Genomic DNA, 19,166 nt, shown 5'->3' with positions numbered 1-19,166 from the left:
CTCATCCTATTTAATTTGTGGCCCATTTTTAGTGCCGATAATCACTTTATCAGCGCCGCGCATCGCAAATAGGCCGTTGGTAACTACGCCAACAATTGAATTAATTTGTGTTTCAAGTTGTTTGGCATTACTAATACTTAAATTGTGTACATCTAAAATAACGTTACCGTTATCGGTTACTACGCCTTGGCGGTACACAGGGTCGCCACCAAGTTTTAATAATTCACGCGCTACGTAGCTGCGTGCCATGGGTATAACTTCTACCGGAAGCGGAAAATCACCCAATGTATCTACTAATTTTGTGTCATCAACAATACAAACAAATTGTTTTGCAACGGCTGCAACTATTTTTTCGCGGGTAAGTGCTGCGCCGCCGCCTTTGATCATTTCGTTTTGGGCATTAATTTCATCTGCGCCGTCTACGTATACATCAAGAGCATCTACATCGTTTAGCTCAAACACTTCAATACCTAACGCGTGTAAACGCGCTGTTGAAGCCTCAGAGCTAGATACCGCACCCGTTATGGTGCCTTTTACTGTGCCTAGGGCATCAATAAAATGATTTACGGTAGAGCCTGTCCCCACACCAACAATGGTGTTTTCTTTTACAAACTCGAGTGCAGCCCACGCAGCTGCTTTTTTTAATTCGTCTTGCGTCATTGTTATGCTCATATTTCAAATGTGTAGTGGGTGTTTATTACCAGTGATAAATTTTATCGGGAGTAATAATGGTTTTAAGTGGAACATCCCACGATTCAATCGGCAGTGCATCTACTTTTTGGCAGCTGTGTGCTAAGCCTATAAGTTGCGGTTTTTGCCAATTGTAAGCGTGTAATTGCGCCAGTGTTTTATCGTAAAATCCACCCCCCATTCCTAATCTGTTACCTTGATTATCAAATGCTACAAGTGGCATCAGTAAGTAATCTAAATCAGTTAATGGGCATATTTGAGAGCAGTTCAGCTTAGGCTCCAAGATACCATAGCGATTTGCCCTCATGGGTGAGTTTTTTTCATAGCGTTGAAACAGCAAAGTAGCCCCATTAAATGGGTGTATAACGGGTAAGTAAAGGGTGTGGCCTTGTTGCCATAACTCATTAATTAACAATGAGGTATCTAATTCTCCATCGTTACTAAAGTAAATGGCTATTTGTTTTTTTGAAGCTGTTTTATCGCTATTTAGCTGTTGAGTAAAATTCAACTTTAGCTGTGCCGCGGCTTTTTCTTGCTGTTTTTTTGATAGATTATTGCGTAATTGGCGAATAGATTGGCGTATGTGTGTACGTTTATTGCTCATTGTAATTACGCACCTTTGATTAATTAGACACTAAATCAGGAAAAGCTAAGTAAACAGCAAGCACAATAAGTAGTAAAACGGCAGTGGCAATCAGTGAATATAACAAAGTATTGCTACGCGTTTTAACGGGTTCATCGAGCTGCTCGTCAAGCATAAGATCATCTTCTTGCCAGTCATCGCTTTCGTCTGTAGGGCTTTTTAGCTCATTGGTTGGAAGCCTTTGTTCTAGCTCTTCTAGTTTTTCTTCTAGGCGGATCAGGCTGCTCGTTATGTAATCAAGGGCATCAAAAATCCGTTCATCACGCTGACTAGCTGCGCTAGGGCTTTGAGTGGGTAGCTCACCTGTGGCTTGTAACTTACTTTTAATGCCTAGGCTTGCCAGTAATTTGGCCTGCTTTAAGGCTTTGTCTTTATTGCTAGGTGCAAAGAGTGCTTTGCCATTAAAAAACTGAGTTACTTTATCTTCAGACGTTTTTAGCTTACTTGCTAAATTAACGCAGGCCGTTTTAGCCTCAGTGCCCTCGGCGAGTCCTACAAACATAACGCGAAAATTATTGGCCATTTACTTATCCCTTAAGCTTTTATTATGCAAAGAGTATATACCTAAAACCGTACGAAATTCGAGGGCTAGCTAATACCAATTTAATTCAAAACACGATTAGTTTAGCGTATTAAAGAGCGCACTGATTGCGTTAAAATTATTTATATAAAATAACTGTACGCCGTAAATTCCTTTGTTATTGCACTATTTATTGGGTGCTACGATAAACAACTAAATTAATGCAATTGATATAAATAGTATAATTAGCCTTTGCTTTAGATATAAAAACGGCCCTTAAAAGGGCCGTTTATTATTTAATGCATTTTGGCTTAAAGGCCAGCAGCTGCGCGAAGTGCGTCTGCTTTATCTGTACGTTCCCATGGGAATTCGTCACGACCAAAGTGACCGTATGCCGCTGTTGGTTGGTAAATTGGGCGCTCTAAATCAAGCATTTGAATTAAGCCGTAAGGGCGTAGGTCAAAGTGCTCACGAATAAGCTCAATTAAACGACCTTCTTCAAGCTTGCTTGTACCAAAGGTTTCAACGCTGATAGAGGTAGGCTCTGCTACACCAATTGCGTAAGATACTTGTAGCTCACACTTATCAGCAAGGCCTGCAGCCACTACGTTTTTAGCTACGTAACGTGCAGCGTATGCAGCTGAGCGGTCAACTTTTGATGGATCTTTACCTGAGAAAGCACCACCACCGTGACGTGCCATACCACCGTATGTATCTACGATAATTTTACGACCTGTTAAACCACAATCGCCCATTGGTCCGCCAATTACAAAACGACCCGTTGGGTTAATGAAAAATTTAGTCGCGCTAGTAATAAGCTCGGCAGGAAGTACCGGCTTAATGATGGTTTCCATCACGGCTTCTACTAAGTCATTTTGCGAAATTTCTTCAGCGTGCTGAGTAGAAAGTACAACTGCATCAATACCTACAGGCTTGCCGTTTTCGTATGCAAAAGTTACTTGAGATTTTGCATCTGGGCGTAACCAGTTAAGCTCGCCGCTTTTACGTACTTGCGCTTGGCGCTGTACTAAACGGTGCGAGTAAGTAATTGGCGCAGGCATTAGTACTTCTGTTTCGTTACATGCATAACCAAACATTAAGCCTTGGTCGCCAGCACCTTGTTCTTCTGGGCTAGTACGGTCAACACCTTGGTTAATATCAGGAGACTGCTTACCAATTGTGTTTAAAATTGCACACGAGTCTGCATCGAAACCCATGTCTGAATGCGTGTAGCCAATTTCACGTACTGTTTTACGTGTAATTTCTTCAATATCAACCCATGCGCTAGTGGTAATTTCACCACCAACCATAACCATACCGGTTTTTACGTAAGTTTCGCACGCAACACGGGCATGAGAGTCTTGCTCTAGGATAGCATCAAGTACCGCATCAGAGATTTGATCGGCGATTTTATCCGGATGACCTTCAGAAACAGATTCAGAAGTAAATAAATGTTTTGCCATTGTATTTCTGCTCACAAATATTGCGCTTCACAAACGTCGGTATTAGCGCTAAAAAATTAAGGGGCGTATTTTATCTAAAACAAAACACCTTGCATAGTGTTTTTACGCCTAGACGTCTAAATAAAATGAGTAATAACTTTTTGGTCTTAAAAAATATTCATAATAGCCCATTTTTATGGGGTTTTTAATTGCACAGTGCACCCACATTAAGTAAGAATGGTTGCTATAACAGCTCTTAAGTTACTTAAGGGTATTAACGAACACATAAGTACCCGCGCAAATACACATAAAGGTAGGAGAATTCATGCCATCTCGCAAAGAACTTGCAAATGCTATTCGCGTCTTGTCAATGGACGCAGTACAAAAGGCCAAATCTGGCCACCCTGGAGCCCCTATGGGCATGGCCGATATCGCAGAAGTATTATGGCGCGATTATCTAAAGCATAATCCAACTAATCCAGAGTGGGCTGACCGTGACAGATTTATTCTTTCAAATGGCCACGGTTCAATGCTTATCTATTCTCTATTGCACCTAACTGGTTACGACTTACCACTTGATGAAATTAAAAACTTCCGTCAAATGCATTCTAAAACGCCAGGCCACCCTGAGTACGGTTATGCACCGGGAATTGAAACTACTACGGGTCCACTAGGTCAGGGGATCACAAACGCGGTAGGTATGGCGATTGCTGAAAAAGCGCTTGCTGCACAATTTAACCGTGAAGGCCACGACATTGTTGATCACTACACATATGCATTTATGGGTGACGGTTGTTTAATGGAAGGTATTTCTCATGAAGCATGTTCACTTGCTGGCACATTAGGCCTTGGCAAGTTAGTGGCTTTTTGGGATGACAACGGTATTTCAATCGATGGTGAAGTTGAAGGTTGGTTTAGCGACGATACACCAGCACGCTTTAAAGCGTACGGCTGGCATGTAATAAGTGACGTTGATGGCCACGACAGCGATGCTGTTAGTGCTGCAATAGCAGAGGCTCAAAGTGTTACCGACAAACCATCACTAATTTGTTGTAAAACAGTGATTGGTTACGGTTCACCTAATAAATCTGGTAGCCACGATTGTCACGGCGCGCCATTAGGTGATGACGAAATTACAGCGTCTCGCGAATTTTTAGGCTGGTCTGGCGGTGCATTTGAAATCCCTGATGATATTTACGCACAGTGGGATAGCAAAGAAAAAGGTCAACAGCTTGAATCTAGCTGGGACGAAAAATTTGCAGCATACGCAAAGGCATTCCCAGAGCTTGCAGCTGAATATAAGCGCCGTATTAATAACGAACTTCCAGGCGATTGGGCTGAAAAATCTCAAGCGTACATAGAGCAACTACAAGCAAACCCTGCAAACCCTGCATCTCGTAAAGCGTCGCAAAATGCATTAAATGCATTTGGCCCGTTATTACCAGAATTCATGGGTGGCTCAGCCGATTTAGCTGGATCAAACTTAACAATTTGGGATGGCTCTAAAGGGCTAACTGCAGACGATGCAAGCGGTAACTACGTTTACTACGGTGTACGTGAGTTTGGTATGTCGGCAATTATGAATGGTATTGCCCTTCATAAAGGCTTTATTCCTTACGGTGCAACGTTCTTAATGTTTGTTGAATACGCAAAAAATGCGGTACGTATGGCTGCACTAATGAAGCAACCAAGCATTTTTGTATACACGCATGATTCAATCGGCCTAGGTGAAGACGGTCCAACTCACCAACCGGTAGAGCAAATTGCGAGCATGCGTTTAACGCCAAACTTATACAACTGGCGCCCGTGTGACCAAGTTGAGTCGGCAATAGCATGGCAACAAGCTATTGAGCGTAAAGACGGTCCTACATCACTTATCTTTACTCGCCAAGGCCTTGAGCAACAAGCGCGTGACGCTCAGCAATTAGCTGATGTTAAAAAGGGTGGTTACATCCTTAGCTGTGACGGCGAGCCAGAGCTAATTATTATTGCAACAGGTTCTGAGGTGCAACTAGCACAAGACTCTGCAACAGAGCTACGCAACCAAGGTAAAAAGGTACGTGTTGTATCTATGCCATGTACTGATGTATTTGAAGAGCAAAGCGCACAGTACAAAGAAAGCGTACTACCGGCAGCCGTTACACGCCGCGTAGCAGTAGAAGCTGGTATTGCTGATTACTGGTACAAGTACGTGGGCCTAAATGGCGCAGTAGTAGGTATGACTACCTTTGGTGAGTCGGCACCTGCTGGTGAGCTGTTTGAGCACTTTGGCTTTACAGTAGAGAACATTGTAAATAAAGCAAACGAACTGTTTTAATAGTTAGCTTTAATATTTAAAAGCCCGCCCTGTGTAAAACAGGGCGGGCTTTTTTGTTTGCTAACTGAGTTATAAAGTGGCGTAGTAGCCTTAAGATACTTGAATCACACTGCTTGAAATACGTAGTACTTTTTTGGCTTAAAGCCTTTTGAGTTTTAATTTCAGATGAGTAATTTTCACAGCGCTTTTCTTGCAAGGCTATGACCTATCAGGCAAGGTGGTGGCCGATTAAATAAAATAATACAACAGGAGTGAGGATGTCTCAGTTTGAAAATGTAAGCGTAATTAAAAAAGCGAACGTGTATTTTGACGGTAAAGTATCAAGCCGTACCGTGGTATTTAACGATGGCACAACCAAAACGCTAGGTTTTATGCAACCAGGTGAATTTGTATTTGATACCAGTAAAAAAGAACTCATGGAGCTATTAGGCGGCCAGTGGGACATTTTATTACCTGGCGAAACGCAGTGGAAAACATTTATGGCGGGCGAATCATTTAATGTTGATGCCAATGTTAGCTTTAAAGTAAAAGTGAGTGATTTTGCTGACTATTGCTGTTCGTACACAGACTAAACGCTAAAGGCTAGACGTCTGAAAGCCCATATTTTATGGGCTTTGCATAAACTTTGCACAACTTATAATTTAAATCAGTTTAAGTAACAATTTAATTTCAAAAATCAGTGCTTTTTCCTTGTGTTAATCTAAATAGCCCCCAATACTATTTATGAGGTAACAAATAAAAGGATACCCTATGAAAATTAATCTTTCTGGTCACCATGTAGACGTTACTAACTCTATTAGAGAGCATATCAACGAAAAGTTTTCAAAAATCGAGAGCCACTTTCCATCACTTATCGCACTCGACATTATATTGTCTAAAGAGCATCACAAAATCCAAGCAGAAATTAGCACAAATTACGAAGGTGCGCGTATATCGGTAAAAGGGGAAAACGAAGTTATGTACCCGGCGATTGCAAGCGCAGCTAAAAAACTCGATGCAGCACTAAAACATCGAAAAGGGCAAATAAAAGCAAATTTACACGAAAAGCCTGTAAGCACAACGCCAGAAATAGCGCACGAAATCATCCAAGAGATGGAACTAAAATAAGATTTAGTCCCAAAGTACTATAAAAAAGAGCCTTACGGCTCTTTTTTATTGCCTTTAATTTAGGTAAGTTATGCAGCCTTCGGTGTTATTAATTATGAAAATTAATAACCAGAGCGAATAACACACATAATTTGAGAAATTAATGCAGCAAACACACACCTCTTGGAAATCTCGATTGGGCGCACTAGGCCCTGGTATCTTAATGGCAACCGCAGCAATTGGCGGCTCTCACTTAGTTGCATCTACTCAAGCTGGCGCGCTATTTGGCTGGCAACTGTTTTGGCTAATTCTCGTTGTTAATGTATTAAAGTACCCATTTTTTCGCTTTGGTATGGAATACACCCTAGCAACCAAAAACAGTTTAGTAGAAGGCTATAAAAATAAAGGCCCTGTCTATTTTTATAGTTTTATTGGCTTAAATATCCTGGCCGCCATAGTTAATACCGCAGGGGTGTTATTACTGACTGCAAGCTTGCTGCATTATGCGCTGCCAATAGTGATAGAAGTCACGCTACTGTGTTGGATATTATTGGCCGTGTGTTTAGCTATTTTATTACTTGGGCACTTTAAAGCGCTCGACAGCGTTGCTAAAGGCATAATGGGGCTATTGACGCTTGCTACTGTTATTGCACTGGTTATCGCATTTAGTAACGGCCCAATGGCACCAGCTGACTATATTGGCCCATCACCTTACGAGTTGGCTATGCTGAGCTTTATGGTCGCGTTAATGGGCTGGATGCCGGCACCCATAGAAATATCAGCGCTTAGTTCGCTTTGGCTTAAAGAAAAACAAACTCAGCAAACGGTTACTAAAAGCCAAGGCTTATTCGATTTTAACGTAGGCTATTGGCTAACAGCCTGTTTAGCATTGGTATTTTTTAGCTTAGGTGTGCTGGTGCAATATGGGCAAAGCAGCAGTATTGAGCTTGGCGGTGTTGCCTTTGCTAAACAGCTTATTGATATGTACGCACTGACTATTGGCGAGTGGGCAAGGCCACTTGTATCAGCCATTGCTTTTTTATGTATGTTTGGCACTACACTCACCGTGCTTGATGGCTACGCACGTACACTTAACGAGTCACATAAACTACTTGGCTTTAAGCAATCTAAACACAGTTTAAATATTTGGTTAGTACTGCAGGCCTTTGCCGGTATGGCCGTTATTTTATTTTTTAAATCGGCCCTTGGCCCAATGCTTACCTTTGCTATGACACTTGCTTTTGTCACTACCCCCGTTTTTGCATGGCTTAACTTTAGCCTAGTGCGCTCAGAGCCCGCCATTAAACACAGCGTACTATTGCGCAGCTTAACGTGGTTAGGCTTAGTGTACTTAGTTGGTTTTGCTGTTGCGTTTGTGGTGTGGAAGCTAGCAGCCTAAATATAGCTATTTGCTTTAGGGCTTTAATTAAAGCCCTAAAGCATTAAATTCAAGGATTAAATGGGGTGTAAATGGATATTAGAACAGACGCGCTTTCAAACCCACACATTATAAAGTTACTACAAGCGCATCATAACGATATGCTAAAACACTCACCTGTTGAAAGCGTACATGCGCTGGATGTAACTAAACTCACAAAGCCTGATATAACTTTTTATAGCTTATGGATTGATAATAATTTAGCGGGTGTTGGTGCTTTAAAAGCACTAAATACAACGCATGGCGAAATTAAATCAATGCGCACCTCAAGCAACTATTTACGCCAAGGCATAGCCGCTAAGTTACTCACGCATATTATTGAGCAAGCAACACTGCTAGGGTATAAAAAGTTAAGTTTAGAAACAGGCACTGCAAAGGCGTTTTTACCCGCGCAAAAGCTTTACACTCAGTTTGGTTTTAAAAAATGCGAACCATTTGGGAATTATGAGCAAGATCCGTATAGCTTGTTTATGAGTAAAGTGCTTTAAAGTGAGTAGGGGATATTATGGTTTATAACGTTGAACTGAAAGCTCCAGCACAGGATGAATTTGCTAATTTACGTACACAAGTAAAGTGGCAAAACCCTGACGATAAAACATTAAAAGCAAGCATCGAAAACTCATTGTTTTGGGTCACTGTATACGACACGGGTAAGTTGATAGGCACTGGCAGAGTGGTTGGTGATGGCGCAATGTATTTTTATATTCAAGATATAATTGTTGCGCCAAGCTATCAAAAACAAGGCATTGGTCATTTAGTAATGACCCACATTGAAAACTACCTAAGCAGCACCAGCCCTAATGGCGCTACAATCGCTTTATTAAGTGCTCACGGTAAAGAAAGATTTTATACACAATATGGTTATGTAAAACGCGATGGCGATAGTTTAGGGCTCGGAATGTGTAAGTTTATTAGCAAGTAATAATAAATATTGCTACATGAAATCAAGATTAATAAAATCGCTTTTAGGGGGGGGGAATGAGAAAACGTGATTTATTTTCAGAATTAACGACAGCACTTGATGATGCCAAAGCGCATTCACAAGGAAAACTTACGTTACGTACTCATACATTATTATTTTGTGATCTCATCCCATAATATAGTAAACATCCGACACATTTCAGTAGTAACGCTCGAAAGCTGAGTAAGAGGGCGGAGAGTACCAATTGATGAACGGTAAAATTACTGTGGTTTTTTGTTATGTCACTCCATAACATTGAACTATATAGCTAACACTTACTTTATGTTTAACTAATTCTGCTCCTATATTCTAATTTACCCCCATCAACTAAAAGGAAATAAGCTTATGAGTGAGATGAAGGTTCGAAATTACTATGAAAGTATAAAAAGCTCTATAAAAAATGTACAAAATTATACTGAATGCGAAGACAAAGATAATCTAGTTGAAAGTGTGAATGTTTTGAGTCGAGACTTTGGATTGCCTTTTTTAAAAACAGTCTCTTTCTCTGAATACAGATATAAGTACATAGATCATAGAAATGGACTATTAAAAAATGAAGAGGTGCTCAGCTTCATTAATTGTTTTGAAGCAGGTATTTTTGACGTGCTTAAAGAGCAAAGTGTTTTTTATGGTTTTCAATTAAATCTTCTAAAAAGCCTTATAAAGGCTTATAAAAGTGGTTTTTTTGAAGCCTGTTTACCAGGAGTAGTTACATTAATAGAGTCTGCATTATCACTATTCGAATATGAAGATGATACCCCTAATGCTAAAGAGAGAGTGCGCTATAACCAAAGAGTAATTAAAGATAAACTCAAGACCCTAGAATTTGGCTTGGAATTAAGTGCTTCTTTGAAATCTGTAAGTGGACTTCTAGATTACTACTTTAAACCTTTGGATTTTCAGGAGTCTGAAGAACCCAAAGATGTAAACCGCCATTGGTTACAACATGGTAGGCATATTGCTTTAATTGTTGATAAACCAATGACTCTTAAAATATTTGGATTTTTAGCAACTGTAATTCAGACAATAGAATTGTTTCATTATGAATACCCTCCTTTAAATGAGCTGCATGATTAGTTGAATTAAAGACTTTTTTATGGGGCTACGTAAACTAACTCAGCTCTTTTATCGCGTTACTTATTCCATCTAAACTCAGCGGGTACATTCTGTTATCCATCAGCTGCTTAATAAAATCAATTGATTGATAGTACGGCCAGTGTTCAACAGGTTGTGGGTTGAGCCAGGCGACTTTATCAAAGTGATTGGTAATTCGTTGTAACCATGCACTGCCGGGCTCTTCATTGTAGTGCTCTACTGAGCCGCCGGGGTACGCTATTTCGTATGGGCCCATAGTGGCATCACCTACAAATATGACCTTGTAGTCGCTGGTAAATTTATTAATCAGCGTCATGGTGTCGATGATGTTTGAATGGCGCCGCGCATTGTCTTGCCAAACGTGCTCGTATAAACAGTTATGAAAGTAGTAAAACTCTAAATGTTTAAACTCACTGTGGGCTGCGCTAAATAGCTCTTCGCAAGTATGAATGTAGTCATCCATTGAGCCGCCAATATCAAACAGCATTAATACTTTTACGGCATTGTGGCGCTCGGGTGCCATTTTTACATCCAGCATGCCGCCTTGTTTGGCGGTAGCGCGAATGGTCTCGTTTAAATCAAGGGTGTCACTTGCGCCTGTGCGGGCAAATTTACGTAATTTTTTAAGGGCGAGTTTAATAGTACGAGAGCCAATTTCGCGATCAGAGTCTAAATTGCGGTATTCGCGCTTATCCCACACTTTTACGGCTTGGCGATTACGGTTACCGTCTTGCCCTATACGCACGCCTTCTGGGTTATAGCCGTATGCACCAAAAGGTGATGTACCGCCGGTGCCCACCCATTTATTGCCGCCTGCGTGGCGTTTTTGTTGCTCTTGTAAACGCTCCTTTAGGGTTTTCATTAGCTCGTCGAGCCCACCCATGGCTTTTAGCTGGGCTTTTTCTTCATCGCTTAGGTGTTTTTCAAACTCTTTACGCAACCAATCTTTAGGTAAGTTGTGCTGTTGTTTTAAACTTTCGAGCAAATCAAGGTCGGCAATACCGCTAAAATAGTCGCTGAAGGCTTTGTCGAACCGGTCAAAATGGGTTTCGTCTTTCACCATTATGGTGCGGGCTAAATGGTAAAAGCCATCTACATCGGCAAATATAACGCCTTTTTTTAAGGCGTTTATTAAATCGAGTAGCTCGCGCAGGCTTACCGGTAAGCGGTATTTGCGCAGCGTGAAAAAAAACTGTACTAGCATGTTAGCGACGACTCATAAACGCAAGTTTTTCGATGAGGCTTATGTCTTGCTCATTTTTAAGCAGTGCGCCAAACATCGGCATTAAGCCGCCTTTTTGCGCTTTATCGTGCAGTGTTTTAGCGTCTATATCTTCTGCCATTAAAAGCTTTAACCAATCCAGCAGTTCGCTGGTGGAAGGTTTCTTTTTAAGACCGTTGGCTTCACGTAAGTTAAAAAATACTTCGAGTGCTTGGCGTACTAAATCTTGTTTAACGTTAGGGTAGTGCACATCAACGATTTGCTGCATTTCTTCGCTGCTTGGAAAATCAATATAGTGAAAAAAGCAGCGGCGTAAAAAGGCATCTGGTAGTTCTTTTTCATTGTTTGACGTGATGATCACAATAGGGCGTTCTTTCGCTACAATGCGCTCGTTAGTTTCGTAAACGTGAAACTCCATTTTATCAAGCTCTAGCAGTAAGTCGTTTGGGAACTCGATGTCGGCTTTGTCTATTTCGTCGATTAAAAGCACTGGCCGTTTGCCGTTAAGTTCAGCGTAGTTAAACGCTTGCCACAGTTTGCCTTTAACAATGTAGTTGCCAATGTTATGTACGCGCTCATCGCCTAATTGGCTGTCGCGTAGGCGAGATACCGCGTCGTATTCGTACAAGCCCTGTTGTGCTTTAGTGGTTGATTTAATGTGCCACTGAATAAGCTCTGTATCTAAGCTTTTAGCAAGCTCTTCAGCCAGCATGGTTTTACCTGTACCTGGCTCACCTTTAATTAATAAGGGCTTTTCAAGCATAATAGCGGCATTTACAGCCTGTTTAAGCGAGCTGCTAGCGATGTAGTTGTCAGTAGAATTAAATTGCACGGGTTCCCCTTGCCTGGTCTGATCAGTGTTGTATGTGATTATAATGCCATAGTTAATCTGCAGCTCCAAGGTAGGCAAAGCGGGGAATAGTGCGTCCATCTTTTTCAACGGTTTCTAAAAACATACTTAGTGGGCGTGCCCACATGCCGTACTCGCCATACAGGGCTTGGTATATAACTAGTTGCTCGTCGGTTTCACTGTGTGTTGCTACGTAAAATACTTTGTATTGTGGGCCTTTGTAGTGTTGATATATACCTGGTTTGAGGGAAAGCGGTTTTATTACTGTAGTCATGTTTTGATCTCTTGTATAATTGCGTTTGCTTTTTATTATGCCAAAGAATACACCAACACTATGAATTATATTTCGCTCGATGATCACAAAAAAGCCTGGGTTTTTCGTCATAAAGACCTCCCTGTATCTGAAGAAGACGCTGCGCGTATTAAGCCAATGACCAGCGAACGTGCTGCGGTGCTTTGGAGCACTATGGTGAGCCGCGAGTTCGACCACCCTGATTTTTTTGATAAAACTGATTGGTGCGGTAAAGAAGAAAGCTTTAGCGACGAAGTAAATTGGGAAGATGCGTGGGAAAATGGCGACGAAAGCTTACCACAAGCTATTTTGGATCATTTAGATTGGCAGGCGAATACCACTGTTTATTTTTGTATGGCACGCGATAACGTTATAGAAACCACCTTTGATGTATTTAAACGTAATTGGCAAAACTTTATGTTTTTAGCTGATGGCAGTTTATTAATTGGTAAAAAGCGTAATACCGTGGTGCAATTTTTAGAAAGCGGCATTGCTAAATTAGGTGAAAAGCCAAGCGCTTAAATTGCCTAGCGCGCTTAAAAAATAGCCGCTATTGTGCTATAAAACAGCTACCTAATTGTTTTTTGAGTATAACTATTGGTAGCGAAGAGTCAGCCACTTGCAGCTCAGCAGCAAGAAATATGGCAAAGTGATGCGCAAAAAGTGCTGTATGCACAATTGTGCAATGCGTTTTATCAGCGAGAGGTACAGCGCTTAGTTGCTGAGCCTAATGCCGATAAACTACGCCGCCAATTAAAAAGCTTACCGTATTATATAGAACGGGCGGCAACTTTGGTTGCCAATGGGAGTTCGCCGTTTACGCTCGACTCACAAAATGGCTCTTGGCTTGAAAAACAAAAGCCAACACCACCAGAGGTTAACGCTCAGGCAAATGAACTTTTTTATAAAAAATATGCCCAAGTGGGGCTAATAGTGCCGGTGTTAATAAATAGCCATGACCAAGTGAGGCTAAGAATAGACAGCATAGATCAAGTAAGCGACAATAAACTGCACTGTAATGAACTAGGCTGGTTTGATTTTTTTGGCAAGGGCCTAGAACAAGCAAATGCGCAGTTGGTAAAACCCAGTAAAATGAGTTTAACAGCGGCGTGTTGCGGGCATCAGTGGCAATTTTCAAAACGCTGCGCACCTAGGTTGCTTTCACTTAGAGAAATGCTATTAGCGGGTAATATTAATTGGCGTAATATAAAACGCCCACGAGCCTAATTTTATTTAAAAACGAATAGGGAGTGTTAAATGCGGTTTTTTCAGCTTGGCCTGTTGTGCTTAGCACTGTTTATACAATACCGACTTTGGTTTGGTCATAACGGTGTGCAAGACTATACACGTTTAAAAGCAGCCGTGGCTTCTCATCAACAAACTAATGAAAAACTAATTAAGCGCAATAAAGTACTTACCGCCGACATAGAAGATTTAAAGCTTGGTCAAGAAGGCATAGAAGAGCGCGCTCGTAACGAATTAGGAATGATTAAACCGGATGAAACATTTATACGTGTTTTACCGGGCAAACAACATGAAAAATAATAATTCAATAGCTGCCATTGTACCCGCTGCCGGCGTAGGCAGCAGAATGCAGCACAGTGCACCTAAGCAGTATATTAAATTGGCAGGAAAAACTATTTTAGAGCACACGCTCTGTAAGCTTTCGCAATTACAAAGCTTAAGCCAAATAGTTGTAGCCGTTAGTCAAACCGACCCTTATTTTGACTCGCTTGCGCACATAGACTCGCGAATTTTACGCGCGAACGGCGGGCAAGAGCGAGCAGACTCAGTGCTTAATAGCCTATTATTTTTAGAAAATAACCCTCCTGAATGGGTGCTGGTGCACGACGCAGCCCGCCCTTTAGTCACTATTAACGATATTGAAACCTTAATAGCGCATTGTATAGCCGACGACGAAGGCGGTATTTTAGCAAGCAAGGTAAAAGACACCATAAAGCGTGGTAACACGCATAGCGAGCAAACCGTGCCTCGTGATGATTTATGGCAAGCGCTTACACCGCAGTTTTTTAAATATGACGAGCTTAAAAATGCGTTGCAACGTGCGCTTTGTGAAAACGTAACTATTACCGATGAAGCCAGTGCCATTGAGTGGGCAAATAAACCCGTTAAGCTAATTGCAGGGCGCAGCGACAATATTAAAATAACCACGCCGGAGGATTTAGACCTAGCGGGGTTTTTATTAAACAAACAACAAAACGAGCAAGCATTATGATTCGAATTGGCCATGGTTTTGACGTACACAAATTTGGTGGCGAAGGCCCAATAACAATTTGCGGCGAAAAAATAGATTACCCGCAGGGCTTTTTAGCACACTCAGATGGCGATGTTGCTATTCATGCATTATGCGATGCTATTTTAGGCGCTTTGGCAATGGGCGATATTGGTAAGCATTTTCCGGATACGGCGAGCGAGTATGAAAATATCGACAGCCGTATTTTACTTCGCCATGTTGTAAGCCTTGCCAAAGAGCAAGGTTATGTACTGGGCAATGGCGATGTCACTATTGTGGCGCAGGCTCCTAAAATGTTGCCACACATCCACGCTATGCGCACTAATTTAGCCAGCGATTTAAATTGCGAGCTTTCACAAATCAATGTTAAAGCGACCACCACCGAAAAGCTCGGCTTTGAAGGGCGTAAAGAAGGTATTTCTAGCCATGCGGTAGTTATTATGAGCAAAGCGCCTGAGAGTACAGCAAGCGCATGAGCGATTTAAATTACCTATACGGTGCACCGCTTTCAAAAGCAGACTTTAAAACCGTTGCTGAAGATTTTATGGTTGATGAAGACCTCGGCATAGAATTTACCGGCAGTGGTGAGCATGTATGCTTACAGGTCGTTAAAAAAGGTGAAAACACGCAGTACGTGGCCAAGTTAATTGCACAAAAGGCTGGAGTGTCACCGCGCGAAGTAAGCTATGCTGGCATGAAAGACCGCCACGGCGTGTGTAGCCAATGGTTTAGCGTAAAAGTCCCCATTAAAAAGCACATTGATTTTAGTGAACTCAATAGCGACAGCATTTTTGTAGTTTCGCAACAGCGCCACGAACGTAAATTACGCACCGGTTGCCACAAAGGAAACCGATTCACTATTACGCTTCGTAATGTAACCCAGCCGCTTGATATTTTATGCCGCATTAATGCCGTGCGTGCGGGGGTGCCTAACTACTTTGGCGAGCAGCGCTTTGGCCGCGATGGGCATAATTTAGTTATGGCCGAAAAAATGTTTGCCGGCGAGCGCATTCGCGATAAAAAACTACGCGGTATTATTATCTCCGCTGCCCGTTCTCATGTATTTAATCAAATAGTGAGCTTACGTGTTAAAGAGCATGGGTTAGCTAAAGCCATGCACCGTGAAGTATTTATGCTAAGCGGTAGTAACGCATTTTTTGAAGATGCAATAAGCGATGAAAACATAGCACGTTTAGCCTCTGGCGATATTATGATGTCGGCTCCTATGGTTGGTAAAAGCGAAAAGGGCTTAACTAATCAAGAAAAAATATGGCTAAAACCATACCAAGCATGGTGTGAGGGCTTAGGCGAATTAGGCCTTAAAAATGAGCGCCGTATGCTGCGCCTCATTCCGCAAGATTTAACCATAGAAACACTAGACGAAACGACTTTAAAATTAAGCTTTGGATTGCCTAAAGGGTGTTTTGCTACCGCACTTTTACGTGAGCTGGTGGATTACACCGATGCAAGCCCTAATGAGCGAAAAGAAAAGGACAGTCAAAATGAAGATACTGCTAAGTAACGACGACGGTGTAAACGCTAAAGGGATTGCTGTTTTATACCAGGCTCTTACGCAAATTGCCGATGTAACCCTTGTAGCCCCTGATCGTAACTGTAGTGGTGCCAGTAACTCGTTAACGTTAATAAATCCACTGCGCTCTACCACGCTTGAAAACGGCTTTATATCGGTTAATGGCACACCTACTGATTGTGTTCATTTAGGGGTTAATCAGTTAGTTGATGAAACGCCTGATTTAGTCGTAGCAGGTATTAACCACGGCGCTAATTTGGGCGATGATACATTGTATTCAGGCACTGTGGCAGCGGCGACCGAAGGGCGCCATTTAGGCTTGCCTGCTATTGCCGTGTCGCTTTGCTCGCACCATGGTGAGCACTTTGAAACCGCAGCAGCTGTGACCGTTAATATAATTAAAGGGCTGGCATCGCACCCCCTGCCTAAAGATCAAATTATCAACGTAAATGTACCCGATATTCCTCTAAGTGAGCTAAAAGGGGTGCAAGTTACGCGTTTAGGCGCTCGACATAAAGCCGAAACCATGACCAAACAAACGGACCCATGGGGGCGTGATATTTTTTGGTATGGCTCGCTTGGTATTGAAAGCGATGCCGGTGAGGGCACTGATTTTTACGCTGTTAATAATGGCTATGCTTCAGTTACACCGTTAAGTGTTGATATGACAGCAAAAGAAAGTATTGAAGCGGTTGGGCAGTGGTTAGCTGAAATGGAGATAAACCGTGCTGGCTAATTACTCGCGCAGTGCTATTGCGCTTTCTAAGCTATTAGAGCAAGAAGGGGTAGAAGACAAACAGGTATTAAAAGCCATTGCAGATATACCACGTCATGCCTTTATTGATGATGTACTAAAACACAAGGCGTACGAAAACACGGCGTTGCCAATAGGGCAAGGGCAAACTATTTCGCAGCCTTATATTGTGGCGCGTATGACCGAGCTGCTTCATTTGGCTGGCGTACGCGACAAAGTATTAGAAATTGGCACAGGCTCTGGTTATCAAACCGCAGTGTTAGCCAAGTGTTTTAATAAGGTGTATTCGGTCGAGCGTATAAAAGCACTGCAATGGCAGGCTAAACGCCGTTTACATCAACTTGATTTATACAATGTAACCATGAAACACGCAGATGGCTGGCAAGGCTGGCAATCACAGGCCCCGTTTAATGGTATTATAGTTACCGCGGCCGCATCGAAAGTACCTCAAGACTTACTTGCACAACTAGCTGATGGCGGTGTACTCCTTGCCCCCATTGGAGAGCAAGAACAAAAATTAACCATGGTTATTCGCCAAGGCGATAGCTTCACAGAGCATGTTATTGCACCAGTTCGGTTTGTCCCTCTCGTCCCTGGTGATATTGAATAGGAATTCACGTTGAAATTGTTTACTAAGTTATACGATATGGCCCTAGTGTGGGCAAAACACCGCTTTGCTGAGCGCTATTTAGCAGCCATGAGCTTTGCTGAGTCTGTTTTTTTTCCGGTACCACCGGATGTAATGCTTGCCCCTATGTCGCTTGCTCAGCCAAGTAAAGCGTGGCGCTTTGCAAGCTTTGCAACAGTTGCTTCAGTACTTGGGGGGATTGTAGGTTACTTTTTAGGTTACTGGTTATTTGAGCCTGTTGTACAGCCCTTTATTGAGCAGATGCACTGGCAAGAAAAGTTTGAAACAGCGCTTACATGGTTTAAAGAGTATGGCGTGTGGGTGGTATTTTTAGCGGGCTTTTCACCTATCCCTTATAAGGTATTTACTATTGGTGCAGGGGTATTACAAATGGCATTTTTACCATTTTTAATAGCGTCTGCCGTTGGCCGTGGTGCGCGTTTCTTTTTAGTTTCTGCTTTAATGAAGTGGGGCGGGGTTAAAATGGAGCAAAAATTACGTCAATATGTTGAAGTACTTGGCTGGGGTTTAGTTATATTAATAGCGGTTGCTTACTTTTTATTACGCTAACTAGCAAAAGTAGTACTTTTTAAATTTCGGAGCAAAACACCTTGAATAGTCAGTACGCTTTATATGTAGTTGTATTTATTGCTGTTTTTCTTACTGGGTGTTCATCTCGCCATATTCCTGCTCCTGTTAGTAGCCTCAATACTAATGTTAATGATTTTCAAAAAGGCATTAACATTAATGGCAATAAATACACAGTACAAAAGGGTGATACTTTATATTCCATTGCCTTTAGTGCAGGGCAAGATTTTAGGTCGCTTGCAAAAAACAATTCAATTCCATCACCTTATGTTATTTATCCTGGGCAAGTTATTTCGCTTGTAGCCACCAGTAGCCATGCGGTTGCTAGCAATTCACCCGTTAAACAAAAAATAACATCCACTAAAACAAAACAAAAAACTAACAAAAAATTAAAGAAAAATCTTGATCAGCCGAAACAACGAGAGTATGTTCGAAAACAAGCCAATGAAATAGTTAGTAATGCTAAACCTTCGTCGAGCAGTAAAGTAAAGTGGTTTTGGCCTGCAAAGGGCAAAGTGACTAAACGCTTTTCTAATAAGGAAAACGGTTACAAGGGTTTACAGATTACTAACCGTACAGGGGCTTCAGTTTTAGCCGCAGCACAAGGAACGGTGGTGTATGCGGGTAATGCGCTTCGAGGGTACGGTAATTTAATCATTTTGAAACATAATGATGATTACCTAAGTGCTTATGCACATAACTCGAAACTACTTGTTAGAGAAAAGCAGAAAGTTAAGGCAGGACAAAAAATAGCAGAAATGGGCAAGTCAGAATCTTCGGTCACTGCGCTTCGTTTTGAAATTCGCTACCGTGGGCAAGCTGTCAATCCTGCTAAATACCTTCCCTAATTTTTAG

The 19,166-nt window shown here is 41.8% G+C and carries 24 protein-coding genes; 17 read left to right on the top strand and 7 right to left on the bottom strand.

Going from position 1 to position 19,166, the window contains the following annotated elements:
- Nucleotides 1–6: 6 nt before the first annotated feature.
- From rpiA to metK, 4 genes are all read right to left on the bottom strand, one after another.
- Nucleotides 7–660, bottom strand: a complete 654-nt coding sequence (gene rpiA / locus PSH50_RS05450; RefSeq protein ID WP_273587449.1) for a ribose-5-phosphate isomerase RpiA — start codon at nt 658–660, stop codon at nt 7–9.
- 37 nt (nt 661–697) lie between these two features.
- Complete coding sequence (locus tag PSH50_RS05445) at nt 698–1,294, bottom strand: 5-formyltetrahydrofolate cyclo-ligase (RefSeq protein ID WP_256845392.1); 597 nt, start codon at nt 1,292–1,294, stop codon at nt 698–700.
- 19 nt (nt 1,295–1,313) lie between these two features.
- Nucleotides 1,314–1,856 carry a hypothetical protein gene (locus PSH50_RS05440; protein WP_248530648.1) on the bottom strand — a complete coding sequence of 181 codons (543 nt, stop codon included), beginning with the start codon at nt 1,854–1,856 and terminating at the stop codon, nt 1,314–1,316.
- Between the two features lie 308 nt (nt 1,857–2,164).
- Nucleotides 2,165–3,316, bottom strand: a complete 1,152-nt coding sequence (gene metK, locus PSH50_RS05435; RefSeq protein WP_004586168.1) for a methionine adenosyltransferase — start codon at nt 3,314–3,316, stop codon at nt 2,165–2,167.
- A gap of 304 nt (nt 3,317–3,620) precedes the next feature.
- Between metK and tkt the strand changes: the two genes are divergently transcribed.
- The 7 genes from tkt to PSH50_RS05400 all read left to right on the top strand — a co-directional run bounded on the left by tkt (nt 3,621) and on the right by PSH50_RS05400 (nt 10,174).
- Entirely contained in the window at nt 3,621–5,612 is a 1,992-nt protein-coding gene (gene tkt / locus PSH50_RS05430; RefSeq protein WP_273609349.1) for a transketolase, read from the top strand.
- A gap of 257 nt (nt 5,613–5,869) precedes the next feature.
- A complete protein-coding gene (locus PSH50_RS05425) occupies nt 5,870–6,184 on the top strand; it encodes a pyrimidine/purine nucleoside phosphorylase (RefSeq protein WP_273609348.1) in 315 nt (104 codons plus the stop codon).
- A 178-nt stretch (nt 6,185–6,362) separates the two neighbouring features.
- Complete coding sequence (raiA, locus tag PSH50_RS05420) at nt 6,363–6,719, top strand: ribosome-associated translation inhibitor RaiA (protein WP_024033129.1); 357 nt, start codon at nt 6,363–6,365, stop codon at nt 6,717–6,719.
- A 142-nt stretch (nt 6,720–6,861) separates the two neighbouring features.
- Nucleotides 6,862–8,097, top strand: a complete 1,236-nt coding sequence (locus PSH50_RS05415) for an NRAMP family divalent metal transporter (RefSeq protein ID WP_064385273.1) — start codon at nt 6,862–6,864, stop codon at nt 8,095–8,097.
- Between the two features lie 71 nt (nt 8,098–8,168).
- Nucleotides 8,169–8,624, top strand: coding sequence for a GNAT family N-acetyltransferase (locus tag PSH50_RS05410; protein ID WP_138578998.1), 456 nt, complete (start codon nt 8,169–8,171; stop codon nt 8,622–8,624).
- Nucleotides 8,625–8,641: 17 nt separating this feature from the next.
- The gene (locus PSH50_RS05405; protein ID WP_273609347.1) at nt 8,642–9,058 is read left to right on the top strand and encodes a GNAT family N-acetyltransferase; all 417 of its coding nucleotides are present in this window, start codon (nt 8,642–8,644) and stop codon (nt 9,056–9,058) included.
- Between the two features lie 384 nt (nt 9,059–9,442).
- On the top strand, nt 9,443–10,174 hold the full coding sequence (locus tag PSH50_RS05400) for a hypothetical protein (RefSeq protein ID WP_273587454.1): 732 nt from the start codon (nt 9,443–9,445) through the stop codon (nt 10,172–10,174).
- 34 nt (nt 10,175–10,208) lie between these two features.
- On the opposite strand, the gene PSH50_RS05395 is transcribed toward PSH50_RS05400, so the two are convergent.
- Genes PSH50_RS05395 through PSH50_RS05385 form a run of 3 tightly spaced genes read right to left on the bottom strand, consistent with a single transcriptional unit; the run spans nt 10,209 to nt 12,538 of the window.
- A complete protein-coding gene (locus PSH50_RS05395) occupies nt 10,209–11,396 on the bottom strand; it encodes a VWA domain-containing protein (protein WP_273609346.1) in 1,188 nt (395 codons plus the stop codon).
- A 1-nt stretch (nt 11,397) separates the two neighbouring features.
- Nucleotides 11,398–12,246, bottom strand: a complete 849-nt coding sequence (locus PSH50_RS05390) for a MoxR family ATPase (protein WP_004586178.1) — start codon at nt 12,244–12,246, stop codon at nt 11,398–11,400.
- Nucleotides 12,247–12,298: 52 nt separating this feature from the next.
- On the bottom strand, nt 12,299–12,538 hold the full coding sequence (locus PSH50_RS05385) for a DUF1653 domain-containing protein (RefSeq protein WP_273609345.1): 240 nt from the start codon (nt 12,536–12,538) through the stop codon (nt 12,299–12,301).
- Between the two features lie 60 nt (nt 12,539–12,598).
- Between PSH50_RS05385 and PSH50_RS05380 the strand changes: the two genes are divergently transcribed.
- The 10 genes from PSH50_RS05380 (at nt 12,599) to PSH50_RS05335 (ending at nt 19,159) form a co-directional block, all read left to right on the top strand.
- Nucleotides 12,599–13,078, top strand: coding sequence for a DUF2947 domain-containing protein (locus PSH50_RS05380; protein WP_024033120.1), 480 nt, complete (start codon nt 12,599–12,601; stop codon nt 13,076–13,078).
- Between the two features lie 75 nt (nt 13,079–13,153).
- Nucleotides 13,154–13,783 carry a hypothetical protein gene (locus PSH50_RS05375; RefSeq protein ID WP_024033119.1) on the top strand — a complete coding sequence of 210 codons (630 nt, stop codon included), beginning with the start codon at nt 13,154–13,156 and terminating at the stop codon, nt 13,781–13,783.
- A gap of 30 nt (nt 13,784–13,813) precedes the next feature.
- Complete coding sequence (gene ftsB / locus PSH50_RS05370) at nt 13,814–14,101, top strand: cell division protein FtsB (RefSeq protein ID WP_004586182.1); 288 nt, start codon at nt 13,814–13,816, stop codon at nt 14,099–14,101.
- Nucleotides 14,091–14,792, top strand: coding sequence for a 2-C-methyl-D-erythritol 4-phosphate cytidylyltransferase (ispD, locus tag PSH50_RS05365; protein WP_273587456.1), 702 nt, complete (start codon nt 14,091–14,093; stop codon nt 14,790–14,792). Before ftsB ends, ispD begins: the two co-directional genes overlap by 11 nt.
- Entirely contained in the window at nt 14,789–15,286 is a 498-nt protein-coding gene (ispF, locus tag PSH50_RS05360) for a 2-C-methyl-D-erythritol 2,4-cyclodiphosphate synthase (protein ID WP_121637863.1), read from the top strand. Before ispD ends, ispF begins: the two co-directional genes overlap by 4 nt.
- Complete coding sequence (gene truD / locus PSH50_RS05355; protein ID WP_273587457.1) at nt 15,283–16,332, top strand: tRNA pseudouridine(13) synthase TruD; 1,050 nt, start codon at nt 15,283–15,285, stop codon at nt 16,330–16,332. Before ispF ends, truD begins: the two co-directional genes overlap by 4 nt.
- The gene (gene surE, locus PSH50_RS05350) at nt 16,313–17,077 is read left to right on the top strand and encodes a 5'/3'-nucleotidase SurE (RefSeq protein ID WP_004586186.1); all 765 of its coding nucleotides are present in this window, start codon (nt 16,313–16,315) and stop codon (nt 17,075–17,077) included. The genes truD and surE overlap by 20 nt, the downstream gene beginning before the upstream one ends.
- The gene (locus tag PSH50_RS05345) at nt 17,067–17,705 is read left to right on the top strand and encodes a protein-L-isoaspartate(D-aspartate) O-methyltransferase (protein WP_004586187.1); all 639 of its coding nucleotides are present in this window, start codon (nt 17,067–17,069) and stop codon (nt 17,703–17,705) included. The genes surE and PSH50_RS05345 overlap by 11 nt, the downstream gene beginning before the upstream one ends.
- Before the next feature lie 9 nt (nt 17,706–17,714).
- Nucleotides 17,715–18,293, top strand: a complete 579-nt coding sequence (locus PSH50_RS05340; RefSeq protein ID WP_004586188.1) for a YqaA family protein — start codon at nt 17,715–17,717, stop codon at nt 18,291–18,293.
- Nucleotides 18,294–18,334: 41 nt separating this feature from the next.
- Nucleotides 18,335–19,159 (top strand): peptidoglycan DD-metalloendopeptidase family protein, encoded by an 825-nt coding sequence (locus PSH50_RS05335; RefSeq protein ID WP_273609344.1) that lies wholly within the window; start codon nt 18,335–18,337, stop codon nt 19,157–19,159.
- Nucleotides 19,160–19,166 lie beyond the last annotated feature (7 nt).

Origin of the sequence: Pseudoalteromonas sp. Angola-7 (assembly GCF_028599255.1) — a bacterium.
GTDB lineage: Bacteria > Pseudomonadota > Gammaproteobacteria > Enterobacterales > Alteromonadaceae > Pseudoalteromonas > Pseudoalteromonas atlantica.
This window is presented reverse-complemented; position numbering and strand designations above follow the sequence as displayed.

Bases quoted from the DNA above. Each gene is read 5' to 3' on its own strand.
- PSH50_RS05385 (WP_273609345.1), bottom strand. From the start codon at position 12,538: ATGACTACAGTAATAAAACCGCTTTCCCTCAAACCAGGTATATATCAA.
- PSH50_RS05415 (WP_064385273.1), top strand. From the start codon at position 6,862: ATGCAGCAAACACACACCTCTTGGAAATCTCGATTGGGCGCACTAGGC.
- PSH50_RS05395 (WP_273609346.1), bottom strand. From the start codon at position 11,396: ATGCTAGTACAGTTTTTTTTCACGCTGCGCAAATACCGCTTACCGGTA.
- PSH50_RS05380 (WP_024033120.1), top strand. From the start codon at position 12,599: ATGAATTATATTTCGCTCGATGATCACAAAAAAGCCTGGGTTTTTCGT.
- rpiA (WP_273587449.1), bottom strand. From the start codon at position 660: ATGACGCAAGACGAATTAAAAAAAGCAGCTGCGTGGGCTGCACTCGAG.
- ispF (WP_121637863.1), top strand. From the start codon at position 14,789: ATGATTCGAATTGGCCATGGTTTTGACGTACACAAATTTGGTGGCGAA.
- PSH50_RS05425 (WP_273609348.1), top strand. From the start codon at position 5,870: ATGTCTCAGTTTGAAAATGTAAGCGTAATTAAAAAAGCGAACGTGTAT.
- PSH50_RS05445 (WP_256845392.1), bottom strand. From the start codon at position 1,294: ATGAGCAATAAACGTACACACATACGCCAATCTATTCGCCAATTACGC.
- tkt (WP_273609349.1), top strand. From the start codon at position 3,621: ATGCCATCTCGCAAAGAACTTGCAAATGCTATTCGCGTCTTGTCAATG.
- truD (WP_273587457.1), top strand. From the start codon at position 15,283: ATGAGCGATTTAAATTACCTATACGGTGCACCGCTTTCAAAAGCAGAC.
- PSH50_RS05400 (WP_273587454.1), top strand. From the start codon at position 9,443: ATGAGTGAGATGAAGGTTCGAAATTACTATGAAAGTATAAAAAGCTCT.
- PSH50_RS05405 (WP_273609347.1), top strand. From the start codon at position 8,642: ATGGTTTATAACGTTGAACTGAAAGCTCCAGCACAGGATGAATTTGCT.
- PSH50_RS05440 (WP_248530648.1), bottom strand. From the start codon at position 1,856: ATGGCCAATAATTTTCGCGTTATGTTTGTAGGACTCGCCGAGGGCACT.
- PSH50_RS05410 (WP_138578998.1), top strand. From the start codon at position 8,169: ATGGATATTAGAACAGACGCGCTTTCAAACCCACACATTATAAAGTTA.
- metK (WP_004586168.1), bottom strand. From the start codon at position 3,316: ATGGCAAAACATTTATTTACTTCTGAATCTGTTTCTGAAGGTCATCCG.
- raiA (WP_024033129.1), top strand. From the start codon at position 6,363: ATGAAAATTAATCTTTCTGGTCACCATGTAGACGTTACTAACTCTATT.
- ispD (WP_273587456.1), top strand. From the start codon at position 14,091: ATGAAAAATAATAATTCAATAGCTGCCATTGTACCCGCTGCCGGCGTA.
- ftsB (WP_004586182.1), top strand. From the start codon at position 13,814: ATGCGGTTTTTTCAGCTTGGCCTGTTGTGCTTAGCACTGTTTATACAA.
- surE (WP_004586186.1), top strand. From the start codon at position 16,313: ATGAAGATACTGCTAAGTAACGACGACGGTGTAAACGCTAAAGGGATT.